This is a genomic window from Terriglobia bacterium, assembly GCA_020072845.1.
Classification (GTDB): domain Bacteria; phylum Acidobacteriota; class Terriglobia; order Terriglobales; family Acidobacteriaceae; genus JAIQGF01.
Genome location: JAIQGF010000023.1, coordinates 26,640 through 46,575, shown reverse-complemented (window position 1 = coordinate 46,575; position 19,936 = coordinate 26,640). Strand labels below are relative to the sequence as shown.

Here is a 19,936-nt window from a genome sequence, read left to right as displayed (position 1 = left end):
GTCAGTAGTCAGTAGTCAGGAGTCAGCGTTCGGCGGCGAGGACTTCGGTGAGGGCGGAACGCGGGGTGCGCGACGCGGCGGGCTGATCGAGTGCGAAGACGCGCTCGGCATTGCGGCGGAGGAAACAGGCGCGGGTTTCGGGCAGCAAGGGCAAGGAATTGACGGAGCGCAGGGCGTCACACCAATCCAGCGAGGCGCTGCCCCACATACATCGCTGTTGAAAAACTTCCGACAGAAATCTTGAACTGGATTCGTCGTGGGCGACGGCGAGCGCGGTCCATTGGTGGATGAGGTGGACCAGGGCGCCGGGGTCGAGGGCGAAGTAGACGTTTTCGCAGGCGGCGGCGATGGCGGTGAGGTCCGCCAACTGCGGGCGGGCCTGCGCCAGGACGAGGGAAAGATCCGGAAAATCGGCGGTCACGCGGTCGAGATCGCCGCTGGGAACCGGGGAAGATTGAAGCAGTACGGGTACGCCAAGTTCGGCGGCCTTGGCGAACAGCGGGTACAGGCGTGCGTCGGTGAGCGGCAGGCGGAAGCTGTCGGCATGCAGGTAGGCGCCGCGGAACGCATGGGTGGTGACGGCGAACTCGATTTCGCGGAAGCTTTCGGCGATGTCGAAAGGATTGTAGCCGGCAAGGCCGATGAAGCGCGGCGAGGACGCGGTGTAGCGCAGGACATCATCCAGGCGAGTGTCCACGCACATCCACTGGCGCTCGCAGGACCACCGCTTGCATTGCGAAACCAGCACGCGGGCGATTCCGGCGGCGTCCATGGCGGCGTCGGTGGGCGGAAGCAGCGGGCAGGGGCCGGCGGCGGGGCGTGCGCTAGGGTGAAAAAGAACATCGATGGCGGGGAGAGTTGCGAGACCCGAGTTGCCAGATGCGAGCACAGGTACCTCAGCGGCAAAAGCCGCCAGTCCTATCGAAGCTCAACCGCAGGGCACACGCGAGGGCACGTGCGCCACACAACCACGATTACATGCCCAGAGTAGACCCGGCGGGGGCGCGCGGAAGTGAGTTCTATCACCCCTGATGGTGACCCCTATCACTGCCCCTCCGTAGGGGTAGGACGACCATGAATAATGGGACTGAAGCCTCGCTTCAGGCCAGGGGTGAAGGGGACGCTTGGGCACCCCATCAAGCGCAAAAGCGGCGCTTGTTGGGGACCCCGCAGGCGCCCATGACGGATGGTCCGTCGCCTTCACTTCTGCGAGGTGACGGCAATGCTCCGGCGGAGGGCATCCAGGCAGAATCCAAAGATGGCAGGAGACCGGCCCGGCACTACTCATACGAATTCATAAGCACCCTTTCCAGGCGACAGCGTGCCCTCGTGTGCGCGCGAGAAGAGAGGACGAAATGGCAACAGCGATCGAAATCAAAAAACCGGCCGAGGCGACCAAGGGCGTCCGCTATCCGGGCGTGGTCACGACGACCGACGGATCGGGCGCGGTGGTGTGGGTGGAGAGCCACATCTCGCAGGGCGCGTGCGCGTATCCGATTACGCCCTCGACGCCGATGGGCGATGGCTTCGCGGTGGAGTTCGCCAACGGGACGAAGAACCTGTGGGGCGAGCCGGTGGTGTTCCTGGAGCCGGAATCGGAGCACAGCTCGGCGTCGGCGTGCGAAGGGTTCGCGCTGGCCGGCGGACGGGTGACCAACTTCACCTCCGGGCAGGGGCTGATCCTGATGAAGGAAGTGCTGTACGTGATCAGCGGCAAGCGGCTGCCGGTGGTGTTTCACATTGGAGCGCGGGCGCTGACCTCGCATTCGCTGAACGTGCACGCCGGGCATGACGACGTGATGGGCGTGGCCGACGTGGGCTGGGGCATGCTGTTCAACCGCAACGCGCAGGAAGCCGCCGACCTGGCGATCATCGCGCGGCGCGCCGCCGAGGACAGCGAAACGCCGTTCATGAACATCCAGGACGGGTTCCTGACGACGCACACGCTGGAAACGATCCGGCTGCCGGAAGAAGAGCTGATGAAGGACTTCATCGGCGATCCCAAGCTGCGGCTGCGCAAGCTGTTCGACCCGGCCAAGCCGGTGCTCACCGGCTGCGTGCAGAACCAGGACAGCTACATGAAGGGCAAGGTGGCGCAGCGCTACTTCTACGACCGGGTGTCGCCGGCGCTGTCGAACGCCTTCGAGGATTACGGCAAGCTGACCGGGCGGCGCTACGATTTCCTGAAGCGATACCGGATGGAAGGCGCGGAGTACGCCCTCATCGGCATGGGCTCGATGATGGACACGGCGGAAGCGACCGTGGATTACCTGCGCAGCCAGGGCATGAACATCGGCGCGATCACGGTGGTGAGCTTCCGGCCGTTCCCCTCGTGGGAGCTGGCGCTGGCCCTGCAACACGTGAAGGCGGCGGCGGTGATCGAGCGCTGCGACGTCCCGCTGATGGAGTCGAACCCGCTGTCGGTGGAGGTGAAGGCGGCGCTGGCGGATGCGCACATGGGCACCAGCGGCGACCGCATCCGGCACATCCCGGAAATTTATTCGGGCGTGGCGGGCTTGGGCGGGCGCGACCTGCGTCCGGGACACTTCGTGGCGGCGGCATACAACATGGTGAACGGCGGCGGCAAACGCTCATTCGTGCTGGGCGTGAGGCACCCGGACGCGCTGGAAATCACCGTCGATCCGGACGTGCGGCCCGAAGGGGCGTTCTCGCTACGCGGGCACTCGGTGGGCGGGTTTGGGTCGGTGACTACTAATAAGGTGATCGCGGCGGTGGCGAGCGATCTGTTCAACCTGTACGCGCAGGCGTTCCCCAAGTACGGCTCGGAAAAGAAGGGCCTGCCGACAAATTACTACTTGACGCTGGCGCCGGAGGTGATCCGGATGCACGCGGAGCTGAACCTGGTGGACTTTGTCGCCATCCAGGACCAGAACGCGTTCCGGAGCGGCGACCCGCTGGCGGGACTGAGGCCGGAGGGCGCGATCTACCTGCAATCAACCCTGCCGCACAACGAAGACCAGGTGTGGCGTAGCCTGCCGCTGAAGGCGCGCCAGACGATCCGCGAGCGCAAGCTGAAGCTGTACGCGCTGGACGCGCAGAAGATCGCGCGCGAGTGCGCCACGCGGGCGGACCTGCAGATCCGCATGCAGGGCATCGTGCTGCTGGGCGCGTTCCTGAAGCTGACGCCGTTTGCGGCGAAGGCCGGACTGGACGCGGAGAAACTGTTCGGCTTGCTGCGTACGACTTTGACCAAGTACTTCGGCAAGCGCGGCGGGTCGGTGGTGGACGACAACATCAACGCGGCGCGGCGCGGATATGAGGAAGTGGCGCTGATTACGCCGCCGGCCGAGGACGTGGAACTGGCAGCGGAGAAATCGTACAAGTTCCAGGTCGCGGACATCCCGACGGCGCAACCGGAGGTGGTGGAGGCGGACTTTTGCGAGCACGTGATCGGCAACTACGCCCGCGGCAAGGAAAGCGACCTGGCCGCCGACGAATACCTGGGTCGCAGCTTCATGCCGGCGGCCAGCGCCATGCGGCGCAGCTTCCGCACCCTGGCGCCCGACATCCCCGAACTGGTAGCGGCAAATTGCGTGGGCTGCATGGAGTGCGTAAGCGCCTGCCCGGACACCGCCATCCTGGGCAAGGTGGTGGAGCCGGAGGCACTGCAGGAGCAGTTGGCGAAGGTCGAGATCGCGGCCATGCGGGCGGAGTTGCAGGCGGAGTTCGTCAAGACGCAGAAGTACTGGGCGATTCCGGAAAAGAAAGGCGAGCAGGGCGGGCTGTTCAGCATCTTCGTGGACCCCGACAAGTGCAAGGGCTGCGGCGAGTGCGTGGTGGCCTGCGGCAGCCACAAGGCGCTGGCGATGAAGCCGAAGAATGGAAACGTCAGCCGGATGGATTTGATGATGGACCTCTATCATCACCTGCCGGAAACGCCGGCCCGGCTGCTGAACGAGAAGGCGCTGGGCGACATGATGCTGGCACACCGCTCGCAACTGTTCGTGGGCGGCGCCGGATCGTGCATGGGCTGCGGCGAAGCGACGGCCATACGGCTAATGTTGGCGGCCACCGGGTTCGTCTATGGGGCGGACAAGATCGGCATCGTAGGCGCGACCGGGTGCAACAGCGTGTACGGTTCGACCTATCCGTTCAACCCGTACACGGTGCCGTGGACGAACTCGCTGTTCGAGAACGCGCCGGCGGACGCGATGGGTATCCGTTTGCGCTGGCACCAGGAAGGCCACGACGAGTACAAACTGTGGTGCCTGGGCGGCGACGGCGCCATGTACGACATCGGGTTCCAGTCGCTGAGCCGGATGCTGGCCTCGGGCATGGACATCAAGGTGCTGGTGCTGGACACGCAGGTGTACTCCAACACCGGCGGGCAGGCTTCGACGTCCACCTTTACCGGGCAGGATGCCAAGATGGCGGCGGTGGGCAAAGCGAACCCCGGGGGAAAAACGGAGCATCGCAAGGAAATGGCGCAGATCATGATGATGCACCCCAACGCCTTCGTGGCGCAGACCATCGCCGGCAATCCCAGCCACTTCTACAAGACGATCATGGCGGCCAACGAGTATCCCGGGCCGGCGGTGGTGATTGCCTATACCACCTGCCAACCGGAGCACGGAGTGGCCGACGACCGTTCGATGCTGCAGGAAAAGCTGGCGGTGGAGTCGAGGGCGTTTCCGCTGCTGGTTTACGATCCGCGCAAGGGCGAGAAGTTCCGCGAGCGGCTGAGCCTGGCGGGCAACCCGGCGGTGAAAGAAGACTGGTACGTGGATCCGCGGAACAACCAGACCGTGGACTTCATCAGCTTCGCCAAGACGGAGGGCCGATTCTCGCGGCACTTCGACGCCGACGGCAATCCCGACGAGGCCATCAAGGCGGCGCAGCAGGACCGCTTGGAGAATTGGCGGAGACTGCAGGAGTTGGCCGGACTGAAGTAGCGATTAGCAATTAGCGAATAGCGATTAGGAATGCCGTCCCGAGTGGGGCGGCATTTTATTGTCGCTGTAGCCCCCTTCCGACGACCAATACAAAAGAAGAACTGCGGCGGCACAAGGCGGATGTGCACAACAATCGTGGCGATGCTTCGGCGTTCCGATGTGAAACCGCGGGTCTTTCCGGGATTTGGCGTGGTACGGCGCAGGCGCTCTTCTGCGCTGCCCGCGCCACCGCGTGCTAGCGTGAGTCGGTACTAACTTCGCCACGCCGAGTGAATCCATGAGCGCCGCTCCTGACGGTAACGCCGATGTCCAGCCTGGTAGCGGCAGCGCCGAGGCGGACGCGATGTCGTTCTTCAGATTGCTTCGCCGCTGGTCACGGGCCGAATGGATGGCCGCCTCCGCCGCGCTGTTCTGCTGTGTCGTCGGCGTACTGGACATGCTGGCCTGGCATCTTCACCTGGTTCCTTGGCTGACCTACCCAGCCGGCTCCATGCCGATGGTGCACAACACCGCCCTGTTGTTCTTCCTGAGCGGTATTTCGGTCCTGGCCGTGCTGGCACGGTGGCCGCGGATGGGGCTGTGGATCGGCATTGTGGTGGCAGCGATCGCCGCCGCGGTCGAACTGCAGTACCTGGCCAACGTGGATTTCGGCATTGACCAGTTGCTCTGCCGGGCGTACCTGCCCGGCTTTTCCCACCCGGGAGGCATGGCGCCGAACACCGCCCTTTGTTTCATCGCGGCTGGCGCAGCGTTGGCATTGGCCAATGGCCGATGGCGCTTTGCTCTGCGCGCGCCGCTCATCGGCTTGTTGGGATCGGCGGTCGCGGTGCTGGGGCTGGCCGCCCTGCTGGGATACGCCATCTCCCTGGCGACCGCCTACACCTGGATCGCCTCCACGCCGATGGCGCTGCTGACCGCGGTATCGCTGGTGATCCTGGGGATAGGCAATGGGGCGCTGGCCTGGGCGGCCACGAAGGCGGGAGCGGCGCCCGGCTGGCTGGCTTATGTGGTCCTTACCGGCTTGGCAAGCGCCTCCGCCCTGCTGTGGCAGGCGCTCGACGCGGAGCGCAGGTATCCAGTCAAGATCTACAGCTCGTCCCCGGAGGTGACGCTGGCGCTGGGACTGGTGATCTCGCTGCTGGCGGCTGGCGCCATCGCGCTGGCGCAGATGGCGCGGCGGCAGGCGCGCGCGACGGCGGCGAGCAACCTCCAACTCGCGGCCGAGATCGAGCAGCGCCGGCAAGCCGAAAGGGAACTGCAGCGAATGAACCGGGCCTTGCGCGCGCTCAGCGACTGCAACCAGCTATTGCTCCACGCGCCGGACGAGCAGTCCCTGCTGGAGGGAGTGTGCCGCATCCTGGTGGAGCAGTGCGGATACGCGCTGGCGTGGGTGGGGCATCCGCAGCAGGACGAAGCCAAGACGGTGCGGGCGGTGGCGGCTGAGGGCGTCGCGAAGGACTATCTCACGCCCGGGCTGGTGACCTGGGCCGACGAGGAGCGCGGGCGAGGACCGACGGGAACGGCGATACGAACCGGGAAGACCGTGACTCTCGACGACGCCTCCACCGATCCGCGCTTTGGTCCGTGGCGGGAGCGGGCGCTGAGCAAGAGCTTTCACTCCTCCGTGTGCCTGCCGGTCGATATCGGCGAGAGCCTGCCGGCAGGGCTGACCATTTATTCCACGCAAAAAGGAGCTTTCCAGGGCGAAGAACTGAAGCTGCTGGCCGAGCTGGCGCAGGACCTGGGGTACGGCATCCGCATGCTGCGCATGCGCGCCGAACGCGAGCAGGCCGAGCACCGGATGCGCTACCTGGCGGCAATCGTAGAGTCCTCCGAGGACGCGATCTACAGCAAGGATATGGAAGGAAGGATTCTCAGTTGGAATCGCGGGGCGGAGAAGATCTACGGCTATACGGCCGAGGAGATGGTGGGCCAGCCGGTGGCGCGACTTGCCGCGCCCGAGCAGGGCGACGAAGTCGAGCGGATCCTGGAACGCATTCGAGGGGGTGAGACGGTTGAGCACTACGAGACGGTACGGCTGCGGAAAGACGGAACACGATGTGATGTGTCGGTTACGGTATCGCCCATCCACGATCCCGGCGGGCGGATCACCGGCGCATCCAGCATTGCGCGCGATATTACGGATCGCAAGCACACGGCACGCCGCTTGGCGCAGCAGCAGTTCTATACCCGGTCGCTAATTGAGGCCAGCCTGGATCCGCTGGTGACCATCAGCCGCGAGGGGAAAGTCACGGACGTCAACCGGGCGACGGTATCGGTCACCGGCGTGAGCCGCGAGGAACTGGTCGGCAGCGATTTTTGCGATTACTTCTCCGAGCCGGAGCAAGCCCGCGCCGGGTACCAGCAGGTGTTCGCGGAAGGGTTTGTTCGGGACTACCCGCTAGCCATCCGACACAGTTCGGGCCGGCTCACCGACGTGCTCTACCACGCCACCGTGTTCCGTAATCAGGACGGTGAAGTGGAGGGCGTATTCGCGGCGGCGCGCGACATCACGGAGAGGAAGCTGGCGGAGCGCCGGCTGCAGGAACAGCAGTACTATGCGCGGTCGTTGCTCGAGGCCAGTCTGGATCCCCTGGTGACCATCAGCCGCGAGGGGAAGATCACGGACGTGAACCGGGCGACGGAAACGATCACCGAGGTGGCGCGCGATCGGCTGATCGGCAGCGATTTTTGCGACTACTTCACGGAACCCAGGAAGGCGCGCGATGGCTACCAGCAAGTGTTCGCGAAGGGCATGGTGCAGGACTACGCGCTCGCCATCCGGCACATTTCGGGCCAGGTTATCGACGTCCTGTACAACGCCACCCTGTTCCGCAGCGAAGCGGGGGAGATAAAAGGCGTATTCGCGGCGGCGCGGGACGTCACGAAACAAAAACGGGCAGAGTCGGAAGCACAACGCAACATGGAGGAACTGGAGCGCAGCAACGCCGAGCTGCAGGACTTCGCTTCCATCGCGTCGCACGATCTGCAGGAGCCGTTACGCAAGGTGCTGGCGTTCGGCGAGCACCTGAAAGAGCACAGCGGAGACAAGCTGGACGATCTGGGGCGGGATTTCCTGGCGCGGATGCAGAACGCGGCGCAGCGCATGTCGGGGCTGATCGATGCGCTGCTGGAGTACTCGCGGGTGGCGACGCGGGCCCTGCCCTTCCAACTGGTGGACATGTTGGCCGTGGTCTTCGGGGTGGTGGCGGACATGGAAGAGCGGATCGCGAAATCGCATGCCCGGATCGAGGTCGCGGCCATGCCGCAAGTGATGGCCGACCCGATGCAGGTGCGACAACTGGTGCAGAACCTGGTGGGCAACGCACTCAAGTTCCAGCGGCCCGGTACCAGGCCCCACGTGGTGATCGAAGGCCGGACCACCGGGCGCGGTTGGAGCGAGATCAGCGTGCGCGACAACGGGATTGGGTTCGAGGAGAAATATCTCGACCGGATCTTCCGCCCGTTCCAGCGGCTGCATGGGCGGACTGAGTACGAAGGCAGCGGCATGGGGCTGGCGATCTGCCGCAAGGTGGTGGCGCGGCATGAAGGCACGATCACCGCGCACAGCGCGCCGGGCGAGGGCAGCACGTTCGTGGTGACGCTGCCCGCCGCGCCGCAGGTGCAGGTCGAATTACAAGAGAGGAAAGAGCCATGGTTAACGGAAAAGGCGGCGAGCTAGTCCGAATCCTGCTCGTCGAAGATGATGACGACGATTACTTCCTGACGGCGCAGGCGCTGAAAGGGAACCGGTTGCTGAACGAAATCAAACGGGTGAAGGACGGCGTAGATCTGATGCACTACCTGCGCCATCAAGACGATTTTTCGAACCCCGAGAAAGCGCCCGAGCCGTCGCTGATCCTGCTGGACCTGAACATGCCACGCATGGACGGGCGGGAGGCGCTGCGGGAGATCAAGTCGGACCCGAAGCTGCGCCACATCCCGGTGGTGGTGCTGACCACGTCGCGGGCGGAAGAGGACGTGGTGCGCTCCTATGATCTGGGAGTGAATTCGTTCATCACCAAGCCGGTGACGTTCCAGGGGATGGTGGATGCGATGAAGGCGGTGGGGCGGTACTGGTTTGAGGTGGTGGAGTTGCCGACGTAGGGGACCATGATGAGCACGGAGACGCTGCAGTTCCTGGTGGTGGAGGACGACGAGGACGATTTCCTGCATATCCGCCAACTGTTGAAGAAGAGTTCCGGCGAAGCGGATGTGGAGCGGGCGTCGACGGCCGATGCGGCGATGCGGATGGCGAACGATCACCCTCCTGACCTGTGCATCGTCGATTATCGTCTGGGGGACAAGGATGGGCTGGAGGTCTTGCGGGAGCTGAAGAACCGCGACGCGGCGGCGCCGGTGATTTTTCTGACCGGGCAGGGAGACGAAGAGGTCGCGGTGCAGGCGATGAAGGCGGGCGCGACCGACTACCTGCTGAAATCGAAGCTCAATGCGCAGTCGCTGGCAGCGGCGGTGCGCTATGCGCTGACGCTGAGCAAGGAACACGAGGCGGTGCGGGTGGCGCGGCGAGCGCTCTATGCCAGCGAGCAGCGGTTTCGTGCCCTGGTGGAGAACAGCTCGGACGCAATCGCACTGCTGGATGCGCTGGGCACGATCGTTTACGTGAGCCACTCCGTGCAGCGGATGATGGGCTTCGCGCCGGAAGAAATGGTGGAGACATGCGCTTTCGACCACATCCACCCAGAGGATGTGGAGTCGGTTCGGCGGGTGTTTTCCGCCCTGTTGAAATCCCCGGGGATACCGCTGCGGGTCGAATACCGCCGGCGTCACAAAGAAGGCACGTGGCGGGTGCTGGAAAGCACGGCCACGAACCGGCTCAATGATCCGGCCGTCGGAGCCATTGTGGTCAACGAGCGCGACATCACCGAGCGGCGACAGGCGGAAGCCGAATTCCGCAAGCTATGGAGCGCGGTGGAGCAGTCGGCCGACATCGTGGTGATGACAGATCGGAACGGAGTGATTGAGTACGTGAACCCGTCGTTCGAAACGCTGACCGGGTACACGCGGGAAGAGACAGTGGGGAGAACGCCGCGCATCCTGAAATCGGGGCGCCAGGACCGGGCGTTCTATGGACGCATGTGGGCCACCCTGCTGTCGGGCAAGGTCTTCCGGGGCGAACTGGTGAACCGGAAGAAAAACGGGGAGCTGTACTGGGCGGAGAAAACGGTTACGCCCATCGTCGACGAGCGCGGCCAGATCCGCAACTTCATCTCCAACGATCGCGACATTACCGAACGGCGCGGGCTGGAGCAGCAACTGCTGCACTCGCAAAAGATGGACGCGGTGGGGCAGTTGGCGGGAGGCGTGGCGCACGATTTCAACAACCTGCTGATGGTGATCAGCAGCTATGCCGAGCTGCTGTCGGACTCGATCGGGGGCAACGCCAAGGCGCAGCGCCAGGCAGAGGAGATCCAGAAAGCGGCGCGGCGGGCGGCCGGGTTGACGCAGCAACTGCTGGCGTTCAGCCGCAAGCAGGTGTTAGCGCCCCGCATCATGGACCTGAACAGCGTGCTGGCCGATATCGGGCGGATGCTGCCGCGACTGATTGGGGAGGACATCCAGGTGGAAATCCGGCCCGGCGCCTCGTTGTGGAAGGTGAAGGCCGATCCGGTGCAAATCGGGCAGGTCATCATGAACCTGGCGGTCAACGCGCGCGATGCCATGCCGCGTGGCGGACAACTGGTGCTGGAGACGTCGAACGCGCACCTGGACGACGACTACGCGCGCAAGCACGTGGGAGTCTCACCGGGCGAGCATGTCATGCTGACGGTCAGCGACACAGGTTGCGGAATTCCTGCTGACATTCTGCCGCACATTTTCGAGCCGTTCTTTACCACCAAGGAGCAGGACAAGGGAACCGGGCTGGGACTGCCGACGGTGTACGGCATCGTGAAACAGAGCGGCGGGTTCATATGGGTGTACAGCGAAGTGGATCGTGGGACGGTGTTCAAGGTGTACCTGCCGCGCGCCGAAGCGGTGGCGGACCAGAACCAGGACGAGCGGCCGACCGCGCCCCCGCCGCGGGGGTCGGAGACCATCCTGATGGTGGAAGACGAGGAAGCGGTGCGCGAATCCACCTGCGAATATCTAGCCTCGCGCGGCTACACCGTCCTGCAGGGGAAAGACGGCGCCGACGCGCTGCACGTGCTGGAACACTTCGCGGGGAAGATCCACCTGCTGATTACCGACGTGATCATGCCGGGCATGAGCGGGGCAGAGCTGGGCATGCGCGTGCGCGAGCTGCGGCCGGGCACCAAGGTGATCTACATTTCCGGCTACACCGAGTCCACGGTCGGGCATCACGGGGTTGAGGCCACGTCGGGATTTCTCCCGAAGCCGTTCACCTTAACGGCACTGGCCGGCAAGGTTCGTGAAGTGCTGGACCAGGCCGTGCCCGCGTCTGGCGAAGCAGAATCGCTGCCGCTGGCGGAGGCGAAGTAGTGGCGCGCGGCCCAGCACAAAGCTGGGGAGCCGCGATTCCGATCCGAACCGGCCCACGGGTCAGCGGACGACCATCACCGGGCAGTGCGCGTACCGGAGTACGCGCTCCGATACCGAACCCAGCAGCCATTTCTCGAACCGCGACATTCCTCGTCGCCCCAGGATGATCAGGTCCACTTCGTCTTGTTCCGCCCGATGCACGATCTGTTCTGCCGGGTGGCCCACAGCAATGTCCGTGGTAATTTCCAAATCGTGGCCCTTGGCCTTTTCGAGAATCTTCTTAAAACCTTCCTCGTAGTGTTCTCGCGCGTCATCGAGCACCGCTTCCATCTCGACTGACGTGGCAGGTTCGGGAGGGCGAGCGACAGCAAAGATCAGGACGGTGCAATCGAGCGACTCGGCCAGCGAAAGCGCGACATCCACGGCCTTGTCCGCCTGCGCGGACCCGTCGTATCCAACCATGATCTTGCGGAAGTGCGGATTCTGCCTTCGTCCAGTCATTTGCCTCCCCAATCTAGTCCGCCGTAGAGGCCGACACCTGAGGAACGGACCCCACCTGTTCCTCGTGCTTGCGCGGCAACAGATGCCGCGGCATGAAGAACGCATTGGCGATCATCGTCGGAACGACGGCGCTGCCGATGACCGTGGCAACAAGAAACGAATACTGCCCCTGGTCGATGATGCCGTGATTCAGGCCGAAGAGCGAAGAAATCGTACCAAACGTCAGACCGGTGGACATCATCAGCGTGTAATACAGACCTTCCTCGCGCTGATACTTAAATGCCTTCACGGTAGGCAGCAAACCGGTGATCTTTGACAGCATCTTGGCGAAGAACAAGGCCACGAAAATCAACGGGGCTGCGATCAGAGCAGGTACGGACACAAACGAACCAGCCCGGATGAAGTAGAACGGCGTCAGCAGCCCGAAGGTCAGCGTCCGCAGCCTGCGGATGAGCGCGTGATCCTTGCCGACCGTTCCGGCCAGGATCATTCCGATGATGTAGGCCGGAAGCACAGCCTCGCTCCCTGCCCACGACGCTAAAGCGCCCATGGCGAAGAGCACCAACAATAAATACTTGGCTTCAATCTCGGATACGCGCCCGCCATAGCGGCGGAAAAATTTGGGAGTGACCATCGGCAGGACGGCGAACACGGCCACGCTGACGACCACAAAGATCAGCGTACGAATCGTGAACGGCGAAAAAATCAGTCCGAGAGCAATCACGGTCCCGAGGTCATTGACGAAGCAGGCTGCGAGAATCGCTTTGCCGAAATTAGTCTTGTTGAAGCCCAGCTCCAACATGACCGCGTAGACAACCGCGACCGACGTCGTGGAAAGCGCCACGCCCGCCAGCCAACTGGAGCGGGCACTCCAGTGCAAGAGGTAGTGCGCGATGGCCGTACAGCCGAGGAACGGTCCGAAAAAGCCGACCAAGCCCACGGCCGACGCCTCTTTCCACTTGGCGCGGAAAATGGCCGGATCGAGTTCCGCCCCGGCCAGAAAGGTAAGAACGATTGCGCCCGTGCCAGCGAGAAAGCTGATCCATCCAGTGCTGCCCGCCAACCCCGACTTCACCACCAACGACACGATCACGAGTTGGGCCATCGTGCCGACGACGATTTCAGTCAGGGCAACAGAAATTTTGAGCCAATTGCCCAGCAGAGTGGAAACTACCGCCAAGCCGACCCAAACCGCTGCTAAAAGCCACACGCTCTCCATGACTCGCTCCAAAGCTGGATTGCAGGATCGTTGCCGGGCACATGACTCCGCGACAAGGATTCCCGTCAGGAGTCATCATCTGTCCCGGCATGAGGTGGGACAGCGGTTATGCGGCGAACTCCTTCGCCGTTACCAGATTCATTACAGGAAGATGCGATGGCGAGTCAATTGGATTCCGCGACATCGTTCTTTGGCGGACTGGCCCCTATCCGCTCACCACGGGCCACTGCCGTATGGGGCGAAGTTTTCCCTTTTCCAGAATGAATTCGTCGCCGCGCCAAGCCACGGTGTGGCCGGCAAAGCTGGCGATCCAGACTGCCAAGGCGACGACGTCGCGCAGCGGCAGCAGCGCCAGCAAGCGGGGAACGTCATCGTCATGCAGGATTTTTCTGCCGACGACCATCGCCATGGTGAGGCGCAGCGCGGCGGCCACGGCGAGCACGCCCCAGGCCCAGGCGGCGCCGCCGGACAGCAGCAGCGCCAGCAAAGCCCACGGCAGGCCGAAGGTCAGGCCAATTCCGGTGTAACCCCAGCGGCGCGAGTCGCGCGTACTGCGCGCCCAGCGCAGTTGATGCTGGAGAAAGCCGCGCACGCCGTAATCCGGCAGATGATGGTCGACCACGACATCGGAGAGGCGAACCTCAAATCCGGCCTTCGCGACGCGCGCGCCCAGCTCAAAATCGTCGGCCAGGTAATCCACCAGCGGCCCGAAACCGCCGATCGCATGCAGCACCTTGCGAGGGAACGCCAGCGTGGAGCCGAGCGCGAAGCGGATGCCTTCGATCTGGCGCGCGGCCAGAACGCCCGCGCTGAAATCGGTGCTGATCCCGATGCTCTCCAGCTTCGATCCCAGCGTCTTGCCGGCGATGCCGCGATACAGGCAGGTCACCATGCCGACGTGAGGGTCGGCGAATTCCTGCACCACCCGGCGCAGGTAGTCGGGATCGACACGAATGTCGCTGTCGTTGACGATCAGGTATTCATGGCGCGCCTGCGGCAACATTTGCACCAGGTTGCTGACCTTCAAATTCGTCCCCAGCACCTTGGGGCAGACCATCAGCCGAATGTCATGCTGCGGGAACTCGGCTTGCAGCCGCTCGACCAGTTGCGCGGCCGGATCATCGGGATCGCTGACGCCGAAAATCAGTTCGTACTGGGGATAATCCTGCAGGCAATGGCTGCGGAAGCTGCCGTACAGATCGGGATCGGTGCCGCGCAGCGGCTTCAGGATCGAGATGGGCGGAGTCCAGTGAGGCGCGGGGGAACGGCGGCTGTCACGCAGGAAGCGGCGCGCGCTCCACAGACAAAGCAGGTAGTACCCGCAGCCGGCGGCGGCGGCCAGCAGCGCGATCACTTCGACAAAGTGGACCAGGTTCTGCAACATCCAAGCTCGCGCGCCCGGCGCTCACTCCCCTCTTTGCGAACGCAATGGCGTCGCACAACGACAGGACAGAGTAGCAGATGGCTCGCGGCCCCTGTCAGTGAATTCCCACCAATGGGCGCATTCTACTCGTATCGGAGCGCCTCAATGGGATCAAGATTCGACGCCTTCCATGCCGGATAGATGCCGAACACCAACCCGGTGGCGCAAGCAATCCAGAAACCGGTCATGGTCCAGAACACCGACATCCGGGCCGGCAGGGACGACCAGATCACGCGCACCAGGTAAGTGAGCGCCGCCCCCAGCAGCACGCCGAGCAGGCCGCCCAGGGCCGTCAAGGTCACCGCCTCGAGAGTGAATTGCAGCAGGATGTCGCGTTTGCGCGCGCCCATCGCCTTGCGCACCCCGATCTCACGGGTGCGCTCGGTGACCGAGACCAGCATGATGTTCATCACTCCGACCCCGCCCACGATCAGCCCCACGCTCGACACCGCAAACATGAAAACGAACACCGCGCCGGTCACCTGGTTCCAGACATCGGACAGGGAATCCTGCGTCAGGATGGCGAAATTGTCGGGCGCGTTGGGCGGGACGTGACGGCGCCGCCGCAAGAGTTGCCGCATCTCGTCAATCGCCTTCGGCATGTCCTCATGCGAGGTGGCCTTCACGCTGATCCAGTGGTCCTTGATCTCGGGATGCAGCTTGCGGAAGGTGCTTAGCGGAAAACGCACGATGTTGTCGTCGGGGTTCTTGCCGCCGGCAAACGCGCTCTTCACCGGGTCCATGACGCCGATGACACGAAACAACTGTCCCTCGATGTTGATCTCCTTGCCGACCGGATTGCCTTCGGGGAACAGTGTCTGGGCGGTTTCCGCGCCCAGGTTAATGACCGGGGTGCGGTGCTGGTCGTCGAATTCATCGAACCAGCGCCCTTGCGAGATCGGCAGGTCGTACACGATGCGGGCGCTGGCCATGTCGCCCTCGAGAATCACGTTCTTCGCCTTCTGACCGTTGTACTTCACGACGTAGGTGCCGGTGCCGAACTGGCGCATGAAGAAGCGCACGCCGGCGGTGACGTTCTGCACGTGCGGCAGGTCGCGCATGGCCAGCGCGTCCTCGCGGGTCAGTTCCTTGCGCTTGCGCATCTCGTCGGGAATGCGGCCGAAGATGAAGGGCTCCTGGTGGTAGGCAACGATGATGTTGGAGCCCATGGACTGGATGGCCCCGGTGACGTTGTCGTTGAGGCCGCGCACCACGGAAGAAATGGCGATGACCACGGCGACGCCAATCACCACGCCCAGGATGGTCAGTCCCGAGCGCAGCTTGTTTTTGCGGATCGTCTCCCAAGCCATGCGCACGATCACGCCGTAATCGCGACTCTGAATCATTTACTGTTCGGACCTCAGGGCGACGATCGGGTCCAGGCTGGCCGCGCGCTTGGCCGGATACACGCCGAAGAAAATTCCCACGCTCGCCGAAACCAGTAAGCCGGCAGCGATCGCCCACAGCTTGATGACCGACGGCATGCCGATCAACAAGGTCACGGTTTTTGCGATCAGCACGCCGAGGCCGATGCCGAAAAAGCCACCGACAATCGCCATCGTGCTCGACTCGATCAGGAACTGGCGCAGCACGTCGTTGCGGCGCGCGCCCAGCGCCTTGCGGATGCCGATCTCGCGGGTGCGCTCGGTCACCGACACCAGCATGATGTTCATGATGACGATGCCGCCGACGACCAAGGAAATGGCGGCAATGGCGATCATGGCGATGAAGAAGCTGCCGCTGATGTTGGACCAGATGCCGAGAAAGCTGGCGTTGGTTTCGACGGCGAAGGAGTCGGGCGCGCCCGGCAGGTCGTGGCGGCGCGAGCGCATGATGGCGCGCGCCTCGTCCATGGCGATTTCGAACTGCGGTCCCAGCCCCGCCGATTTCGCGACAATGCGGATGCTGTTGTGCGACCCGTACTTCCTCATCCAGGCCGTCACCGGGATCAGGACGTAGTTGTCGCGGCTCTGGCCCAGCGTCTTGCCCTCCTTCTTGCCCAGCCCGATCACGGTGTACATCTCGCCGTCAATGCGGATTTCGCGGCCGATCGGGTCCAGGCCGGGCATCAGCTTCTCCACGATGTCCTGGCCGATGATGGCGACGCGCGAAGCATTTCTGAGATCAACGTCGTTGAGCATGCGCCCGGCCACGATGTCCAGGTCGAGAATCGGCGCCATGCTCGGGGTCAAGCCCCGGACCAAGGTGTCGCTGCTGGACTGGTCCGCGTACTTGACCTTGCCGTTCAGGTTGTAGATGCTGGCGCCGACGTACTTGCAGTGCGTGCATCCGGCGAGCACGGCCTCGTAGTCGTCGAGCGTGAAGTCCTTGCGCTTCTCGCCCTCGATCAACTGATCAATGCTGGTTATAAGCGGCGAGACCTTGCTGACGATGAACACGTCCGCGCCCAGGTTGAAGATCTTGGTGGCCACGTAGCCGTTGATGCCGTTGACGAAGGTCACCACGGCAATCACCGCCGCCACGCCAATGACGACGCCCAGCAGCGTCAGCGTGGAGCGCAGCTTGTTGGCCCACAAGGAGTGCAGGGCGATGCGGATGCCTTCGCTGGTGTTCATGCGGGAGCAGGTATCAGGATACTAGATGAATAGATGTGGGAGGCAGGCGGCTGGAATGAATCGGGCTTGGCGGCTGCGGATCGAATATAATGAGGAAGTTGGCAGCCGGACCGGACGGTCGCTGTCGCCTTCACCGGCGGCAGAGGAAAGTCCGAACTCCGCAGAGCAGTGTGCCGGATAACGTCCGGGAGGCTGGTTTCAAGACCAGTCGACGGAAAGTGCCACAGAAAACATACCGCCGAGCAATCGGTAAGGGTGAAAAGGTGCGGTAAGAGCGCACCGCCCGTTTAGTAATAAACGGGGCAGGGCAAACCCCACACGGAGCAAGACCAAATAGGGGACCAGTCCGGGAGCAATCCCGGCACGTGCCGGCTCGGCGCGGATGAGTTCCGGGTAGGTCGCTACAGCCGGGCAGCGATGTCCGGCGCAGAGGAATGACCGTCCCACCCGCAAGGGCGGACAGAATTCGGCTTACAAAGTTCGGCTGCCAACTTACTGATTTCAAGCAAGTTATTTCCACTCCATCGCCTTAGTGTCCATGTTACGAGAATAGAATTCTCGGTCCGGCAGGGCGTAGCTGAGTAGTTGGCGCGACGTCACGGGTACGCGCCTCCGATAAAGCCCTAGCGTAATCCGCCAGTAATACACGGATGCGTGAGCATTCGCGCAGATTGCTGGCGCATTTTGCATGCATAATGGCATGTTTTGCATATCGTAACACTCGGCGAACATCTAAATTAAATACATGCAGAACGCCAAAGCTTACTCCGCTGCCAGCACGACTTCGCCGCTTGCCTTTACCACGATCCCGAGGCGCGAACCAACCGAACACGACGTACAGATCGAAATCCTGTTCTGCGGTATTTGCCACTCTGATCTTCACTCGGTGCGTAATGAGTGGAGCGAATTCATGCCCACTGTGTACCCGATTGTTCCGGGCCATGAGATTGTCGGCCGCGTGACCAAGGTCGGCTCCGCCGTTACCAAATTTAAGCCCGGCGATCTCGCCGCGGTTGGCTGCCTGGTGGACTCGGACGGCACGTGTCCAGAGTGTCGGGCTAACCTTGAGCAGTTCTGCCCGAATCTCACGCTCACCTTTAATATGCCGGACAAGCACCTCGGAGGCGTGACCTATGGCGGTTACTCCGAGAGCATTGTCGTGGACCAGAGGTTCGTCCTGCGTGTCCCATCGAATCTGAACCTCGCCGGAGCCGCTCCTCTGCTCTGCGCTGGAATCACAACCTACTCGCCCATGCGCCGCTGGGGTGTCACCAAGGGCAAGAAAGTTGGCGTGGTTGGGCTAGGCGGATTGGGCCACATGGCCGTAAAGTTTGCGCATGCGCTCGGAACCCAGGTCGTTGTCTTCACGACTTCACCGAACAAAAAGGAAGACGCACTTCGTCTCGGCGCCGACGCAGTCGTCGTCTCCCGCAATGCCGACGAGATGCAAAGGCACACCGAAAGCTTCGATTTCATCCTCGACGCCGTTTCCGCGGACCATGACATCAACGCCTATATCAACCTGCTCCGCCGCGACGGCAACCTTACTATTGTCGGCGCCCCGGCGAAGCCCCTCTGTGTTTCTGCCTTCGGCCTGATTATGCGCCGTCGCAGTTTTTCAGGCTCAAACATCGGCGGCATCGCCGAAACTCAGGAGATGCTCGATTTCTGCGGGAAGCACAACATCACCGCCGATGTCGAAGTCATCCCGATCCAGAGGGTTAACGAAGCCTACGAGAGACTGCTCAAGTCCGATGTGAAGTACCGCTTTTCCATCGATATGGCTTCTCTCAAATCCGAGTAAACCGATGAATAAGCACTTTCGCTTCTCGGGCAGTACTTTTCAACGATTGGAAGAACTTGGGGTCCGTGCCCGTACGGTCCTGCGCAGAGCCGGGCTCCCCCAGACATTTATCAATCAACCCCGTGTGCTTCTCAACACGGAAGAACTCTTTGCGCTTTGGTGTGCCGTGGGCGAGGTCAGCACAGACCTTTCCATCGGGCTCCTGCTCGGCACAGAAACGAAGGTCGAGCGATTTCACCCAATCGGTCTCGCCGCTCTCTCGTCAGAGAACTTCGGCTCAGCCATGGACCAAATGGCTCGCTATAAGCAGCTCACCTGCCCTGAAGAGATTCTGCAGGAAGTGAACGGCGGAGAGTGGAGCATCCAGTTCCGTTGGCTTCTCGCGCATGAGGTGGAGCCTCCGGTGCTGATCGAATGCTGCTTCGCCTGGGTGCTCTCGACCGCTCGCCTCGGCACGGGGACGCGTATTTCGCCGCTTCGCGTGGAGTTCGTACAACCTCGTGCCCACGTGAAGACTATCGAGCGTCACTTCGGCTGCCCTGTCGTCTGCGCGGCTCCGCGCAACGCTATCATTTTTCGCGCCACGGACGCCAATCGCCCGTTCGTCACGCGTAACGCCGAGCTCCTGGGATTACTTGCACCGCAGTTTGATGAAGAGCTGAAGGAGGAAAACGGGGACGAGAACTTTATCGAACGCGTCCGTATAGCGATACAACAGAGACTCACTGGCCGCCGCCCCACCATCGAGGACATCGCCGATGCGCTACATATCAGTTCCCGTACCTTGCAGCGACGCTTGCAAGACGATGGATCCAGCTTCCAGCGCGTTCTCGAAGAAGCCCGTCACCAGCTTGCTCGCCACTATCTTAATAACTCGGTCCTCGAATTGAATGAAGCCGCCTACCTTCTCGGATATGAGGACGGAAACTCCTTCGTTCGCGCTTTCCGCACTTGGGAGGGAGTTCCACCCGCTCGATGGCGCGAACAACAGCGTGCAAGGGCGGCATCGTAACCGGGACCAATTCGATTTGTAAGGAG

12 protein-coding genes, 1 other RNA gene and 1 pseudogene are annotated in these 19,936 nt (G+C 62.8%); 8 read left to right on the top strand and 6 right to left on the bottom strand.

Going from position 1 to position 19,936, the window contains the following annotated elements; genetic code table 11:
- Positions 1-22: 22 nt before the first annotated feature.
- A complete protein-coding gene (locus LAN70_18495; GenBank protein MBZ5513141.1) occupies positions 23-889 on the bottom strand; it encodes an amidohydrolase family protein in 867 nt (288 codons plus the stop codon).
- A gap of 466 nt (positions 890-1,355) precedes the next feature.
- Here LAN70_18495 and LAN70_18490 point away from each other — a divergent pair.
- From LAN70_18490 to LAN70_18470, 5 genes and pseudogenes are all read left to right on the top strand, one after another.
- A pseudogene (locus tag LAN70_18490) lies at positions 1,356-3,317 on the top strand (2-oxoacid:acceptor oxidoreductase family protein).
- 159 nt (positions 3,318-3,476) lie between these two features.
- Positions 3,477-4,913 (top strand): 4Fe-4S binding protein, encoded by a 1,437-nt coding sequence (locus LAN70_18485; protein MBZ5513140.1) that lies wholly within the window; start codon positions 3,477-3,479, stop codon positions 4,911-4,913.
- 277 nt (positions 4,914-5,190) lie between these two features.
- Complete coding sequence (locus LAN70_18480; protein ID MBZ5513139.1) at positions 5,191-8,595, top strand: PAS domain S-box protein; 3,405 nt, start codon at positions 5,191-5,193, stop codon at positions 8,593-8,595.
- Positions 8,568-9,020 carry a response regulator gene (locus LAN70_18475; protein MBZ5513138.1) on the top strand — a complete coding sequence of 151 codons (453 nt, stop codon included), beginning with the start codon at positions 8,568-8,570 and terminating at the stop codon, positions 9,018-9,020. The genes LAN70_18480 and LAN70_18475 overlap by 28 nt, the downstream gene beginning before the upstream one ends.
- A 9-nt stretch (positions 9,021-9,029) precedes the next feature.
- Positions 9,030-11,375 (top strand): PAS domain S-box protein, encoded by a 2,346-nt coding sequence (locus tag LAN70_18470; protein ID MBZ5513137.1) that lies wholly within the window; start codon positions 9,030-9,032, stop codon positions 11,373-11,375.
- A gap of 60 nt (positions 11,376-11,435) precedes the next feature.
- Here LAN70_18470 and LAN70_18465 read toward each other — a convergent pair whose 3' ends face one another.
- From LAN70_18465 to LAN70_18445, 5 genes are all read right to left on the bottom strand, one after another.
- Positions 11,436-11,876, bottom strand: coding sequence for a universal stress protein (locus LAN70_18465; GenBank protein MBZ5513136.1), 441 nt, complete (start codon positions 11,874-11,876; stop codon positions 11,436-11,438).
- 13 nt (positions 11,877-11,889) lie between these two features.
- Entirely contained in the window at positions 11,890-13,095 is a 1,206-nt protein-coding gene (locus tag LAN70_18460) for a cation:proton antiporter (protein MBZ5513135.1), read from the bottom strand.
- A 205-nt stretch (positions 13,096-13,300) separates the two neighbouring features.
- Positions 13,301-14,479: a bacteriohopanetetrol glucosamine biosynthesis glycosyltransferase HpnI gene (gene hpnI, locus LAN70_18455; protein MBZ5513134.1), complete on the bottom strand. Its 1,179-nt coding sequence runs from the start codon at positions 14,477-14,479 to the stop codon at positions 13,301-13,303.
- Between the two features lie 122 nt (positions 14,480-14,601).
- On the bottom strand, positions 14,602-15,864 hold the full coding sequence (locus LAN70_18450) for an ABC transporter permease (GenBank protein ID MBZ5513133.1): 1,263 nt from the start codon (positions 15,862-15,864) through the stop codon (positions 14,602-14,604).
- Entirely contained in the window at positions 15,865-17,094 is a 1,230-nt protein-coding gene (locus LAN70_18445; GenBank protein ID MBZ5513132.1) for an ABC transporter permease, read from the bottom strand. It lies immediately after the preceding gene.
- Positions 17,095-17,196: 102 nt separating this feature from the next.
- Here LAN70_18445 and rnpB point away from each other — a divergent pair.
- The 3 genes from rnpB to LAN70_18430 all read left to right on the top strand — a co-directional run bounded on the left by rnpB (position 17,197) and on the right by LAN70_18430 (position 19,910).
- An RNA gene (gene rnpB, locus LAN70_18440) (RNase P RNA component class A) lies at positions 17,197-17,585 on the top strand.
- Positions 17,586-17,839: 254 nt separating this feature from the next.
- The gene (locus LAN70_18435; protein MBZ5513131.1) at positions 17,840-18,898 is read left to right on the top strand and encodes an NAD(P)-dependent alcohol dehydrogenase; all 1,059 of its coding nucleotides are present in this window, start codon (positions 17,840-17,842) and stop codon (positions 18,896-18,898) included.
- A gap of 4 nt (positions 18,899-18,902) precedes the next feature.
- Positions 18,903-19,910, top strand: a complete 1,008-nt coding sequence (locus tag LAN70_18430) for an AraC family transcriptional regulator (GenBank protein ID MBZ5513130.1) — start codon at positions 18,903-18,905, stop codon at positions 19,908-19,910.
- The last annotated feature ends 26 nt before the right edge of the window (positions 19,911-19,936 follow it).

What these genes read in the sequence shown, in the direction of transcription:
- LAN70_18485 (MBZ5513140.1), top strand. Translation starts at nt 3,477, where the DNA reads ATGCCGGCGGCCAGCGCCATGCGGCGCAGCTTCCGCACCCTGGCGCCC.
- LAN70_18430 (MBZ5513130.1), top strand. Translation starts at nt 18,903, where the DNA reads ATGAATAAGCACTTTCGCTTCTCGGGCAGTACTTTTCAACGATTGGAA.
- LAN70_18470 (MBZ5513137.1), top strand. Translation starts at nt 9,030, where the DNA reads ATGAGCACGGAGACGCTGCAGTTCCTGGTGGTGGAGGACGACGAGGAC.
- LAN70_18450 (MBZ5513133.1), bottom strand. Translation starts at nt 15,864, where the DNA reads ATGATTCAGAGTCGCGATTACGGCGTGATCGTGCGCATGGCTTGGGAG.
- LAN70_18460 (MBZ5513135.1), bottom strand. Translation starts at nt 13,095, where the DNA reads ATGGAGAGCGTGTGGCTTTTAGCAGCGGTTTGGGTCGGCTTGGCGGTA.
- LAN70_18435 (MBZ5513131.1), top strand. Translation starts at nt 17,840, where the DNA reads ATGCAGAACGCCAAAGCTTACTCCGCTGCCAGCACGACTTCGCCGCTT.
- LAN70_18480 (MBZ5513139.1), top strand. Translation starts at nt 5,191, where the DNA reads ATGAGCGCCGCTCCTGACGGTAACGCCGATGTCCAGCCTGGTAGCGGC.
- LAN70_18445 (MBZ5513132.1), bottom strand. Translation starts at nt 17,094, where the DNA reads ATGAACACCAGCGAAGGCATCCGCATCGCCCTGCACTCCTTGTGGGCC.
- LAN70_18475 (MBZ5513138.1), top strand. Translation starts at nt 8,568, where the DNA reads ATGGTTAACGGAAAAGGCGGCGAGCTAGTCCGAATCCTGCTCGTCGAA.
- LAN70_18465 (MBZ5513136.1), bottom strand. Translation starts at nt 11,876, where the DNA reads ATGACTGGACGAAGGCAGAATCCGCACTTCCGCAAGATCATGGTTGGA.
- hpnI (MBZ5513134.1), bottom strand. Translation starts at nt 14,479, where the DNA reads ATGTTGCAGAACCTGGTCCACTTTGTCGAAGTGATCGCGCTGCTGGCC.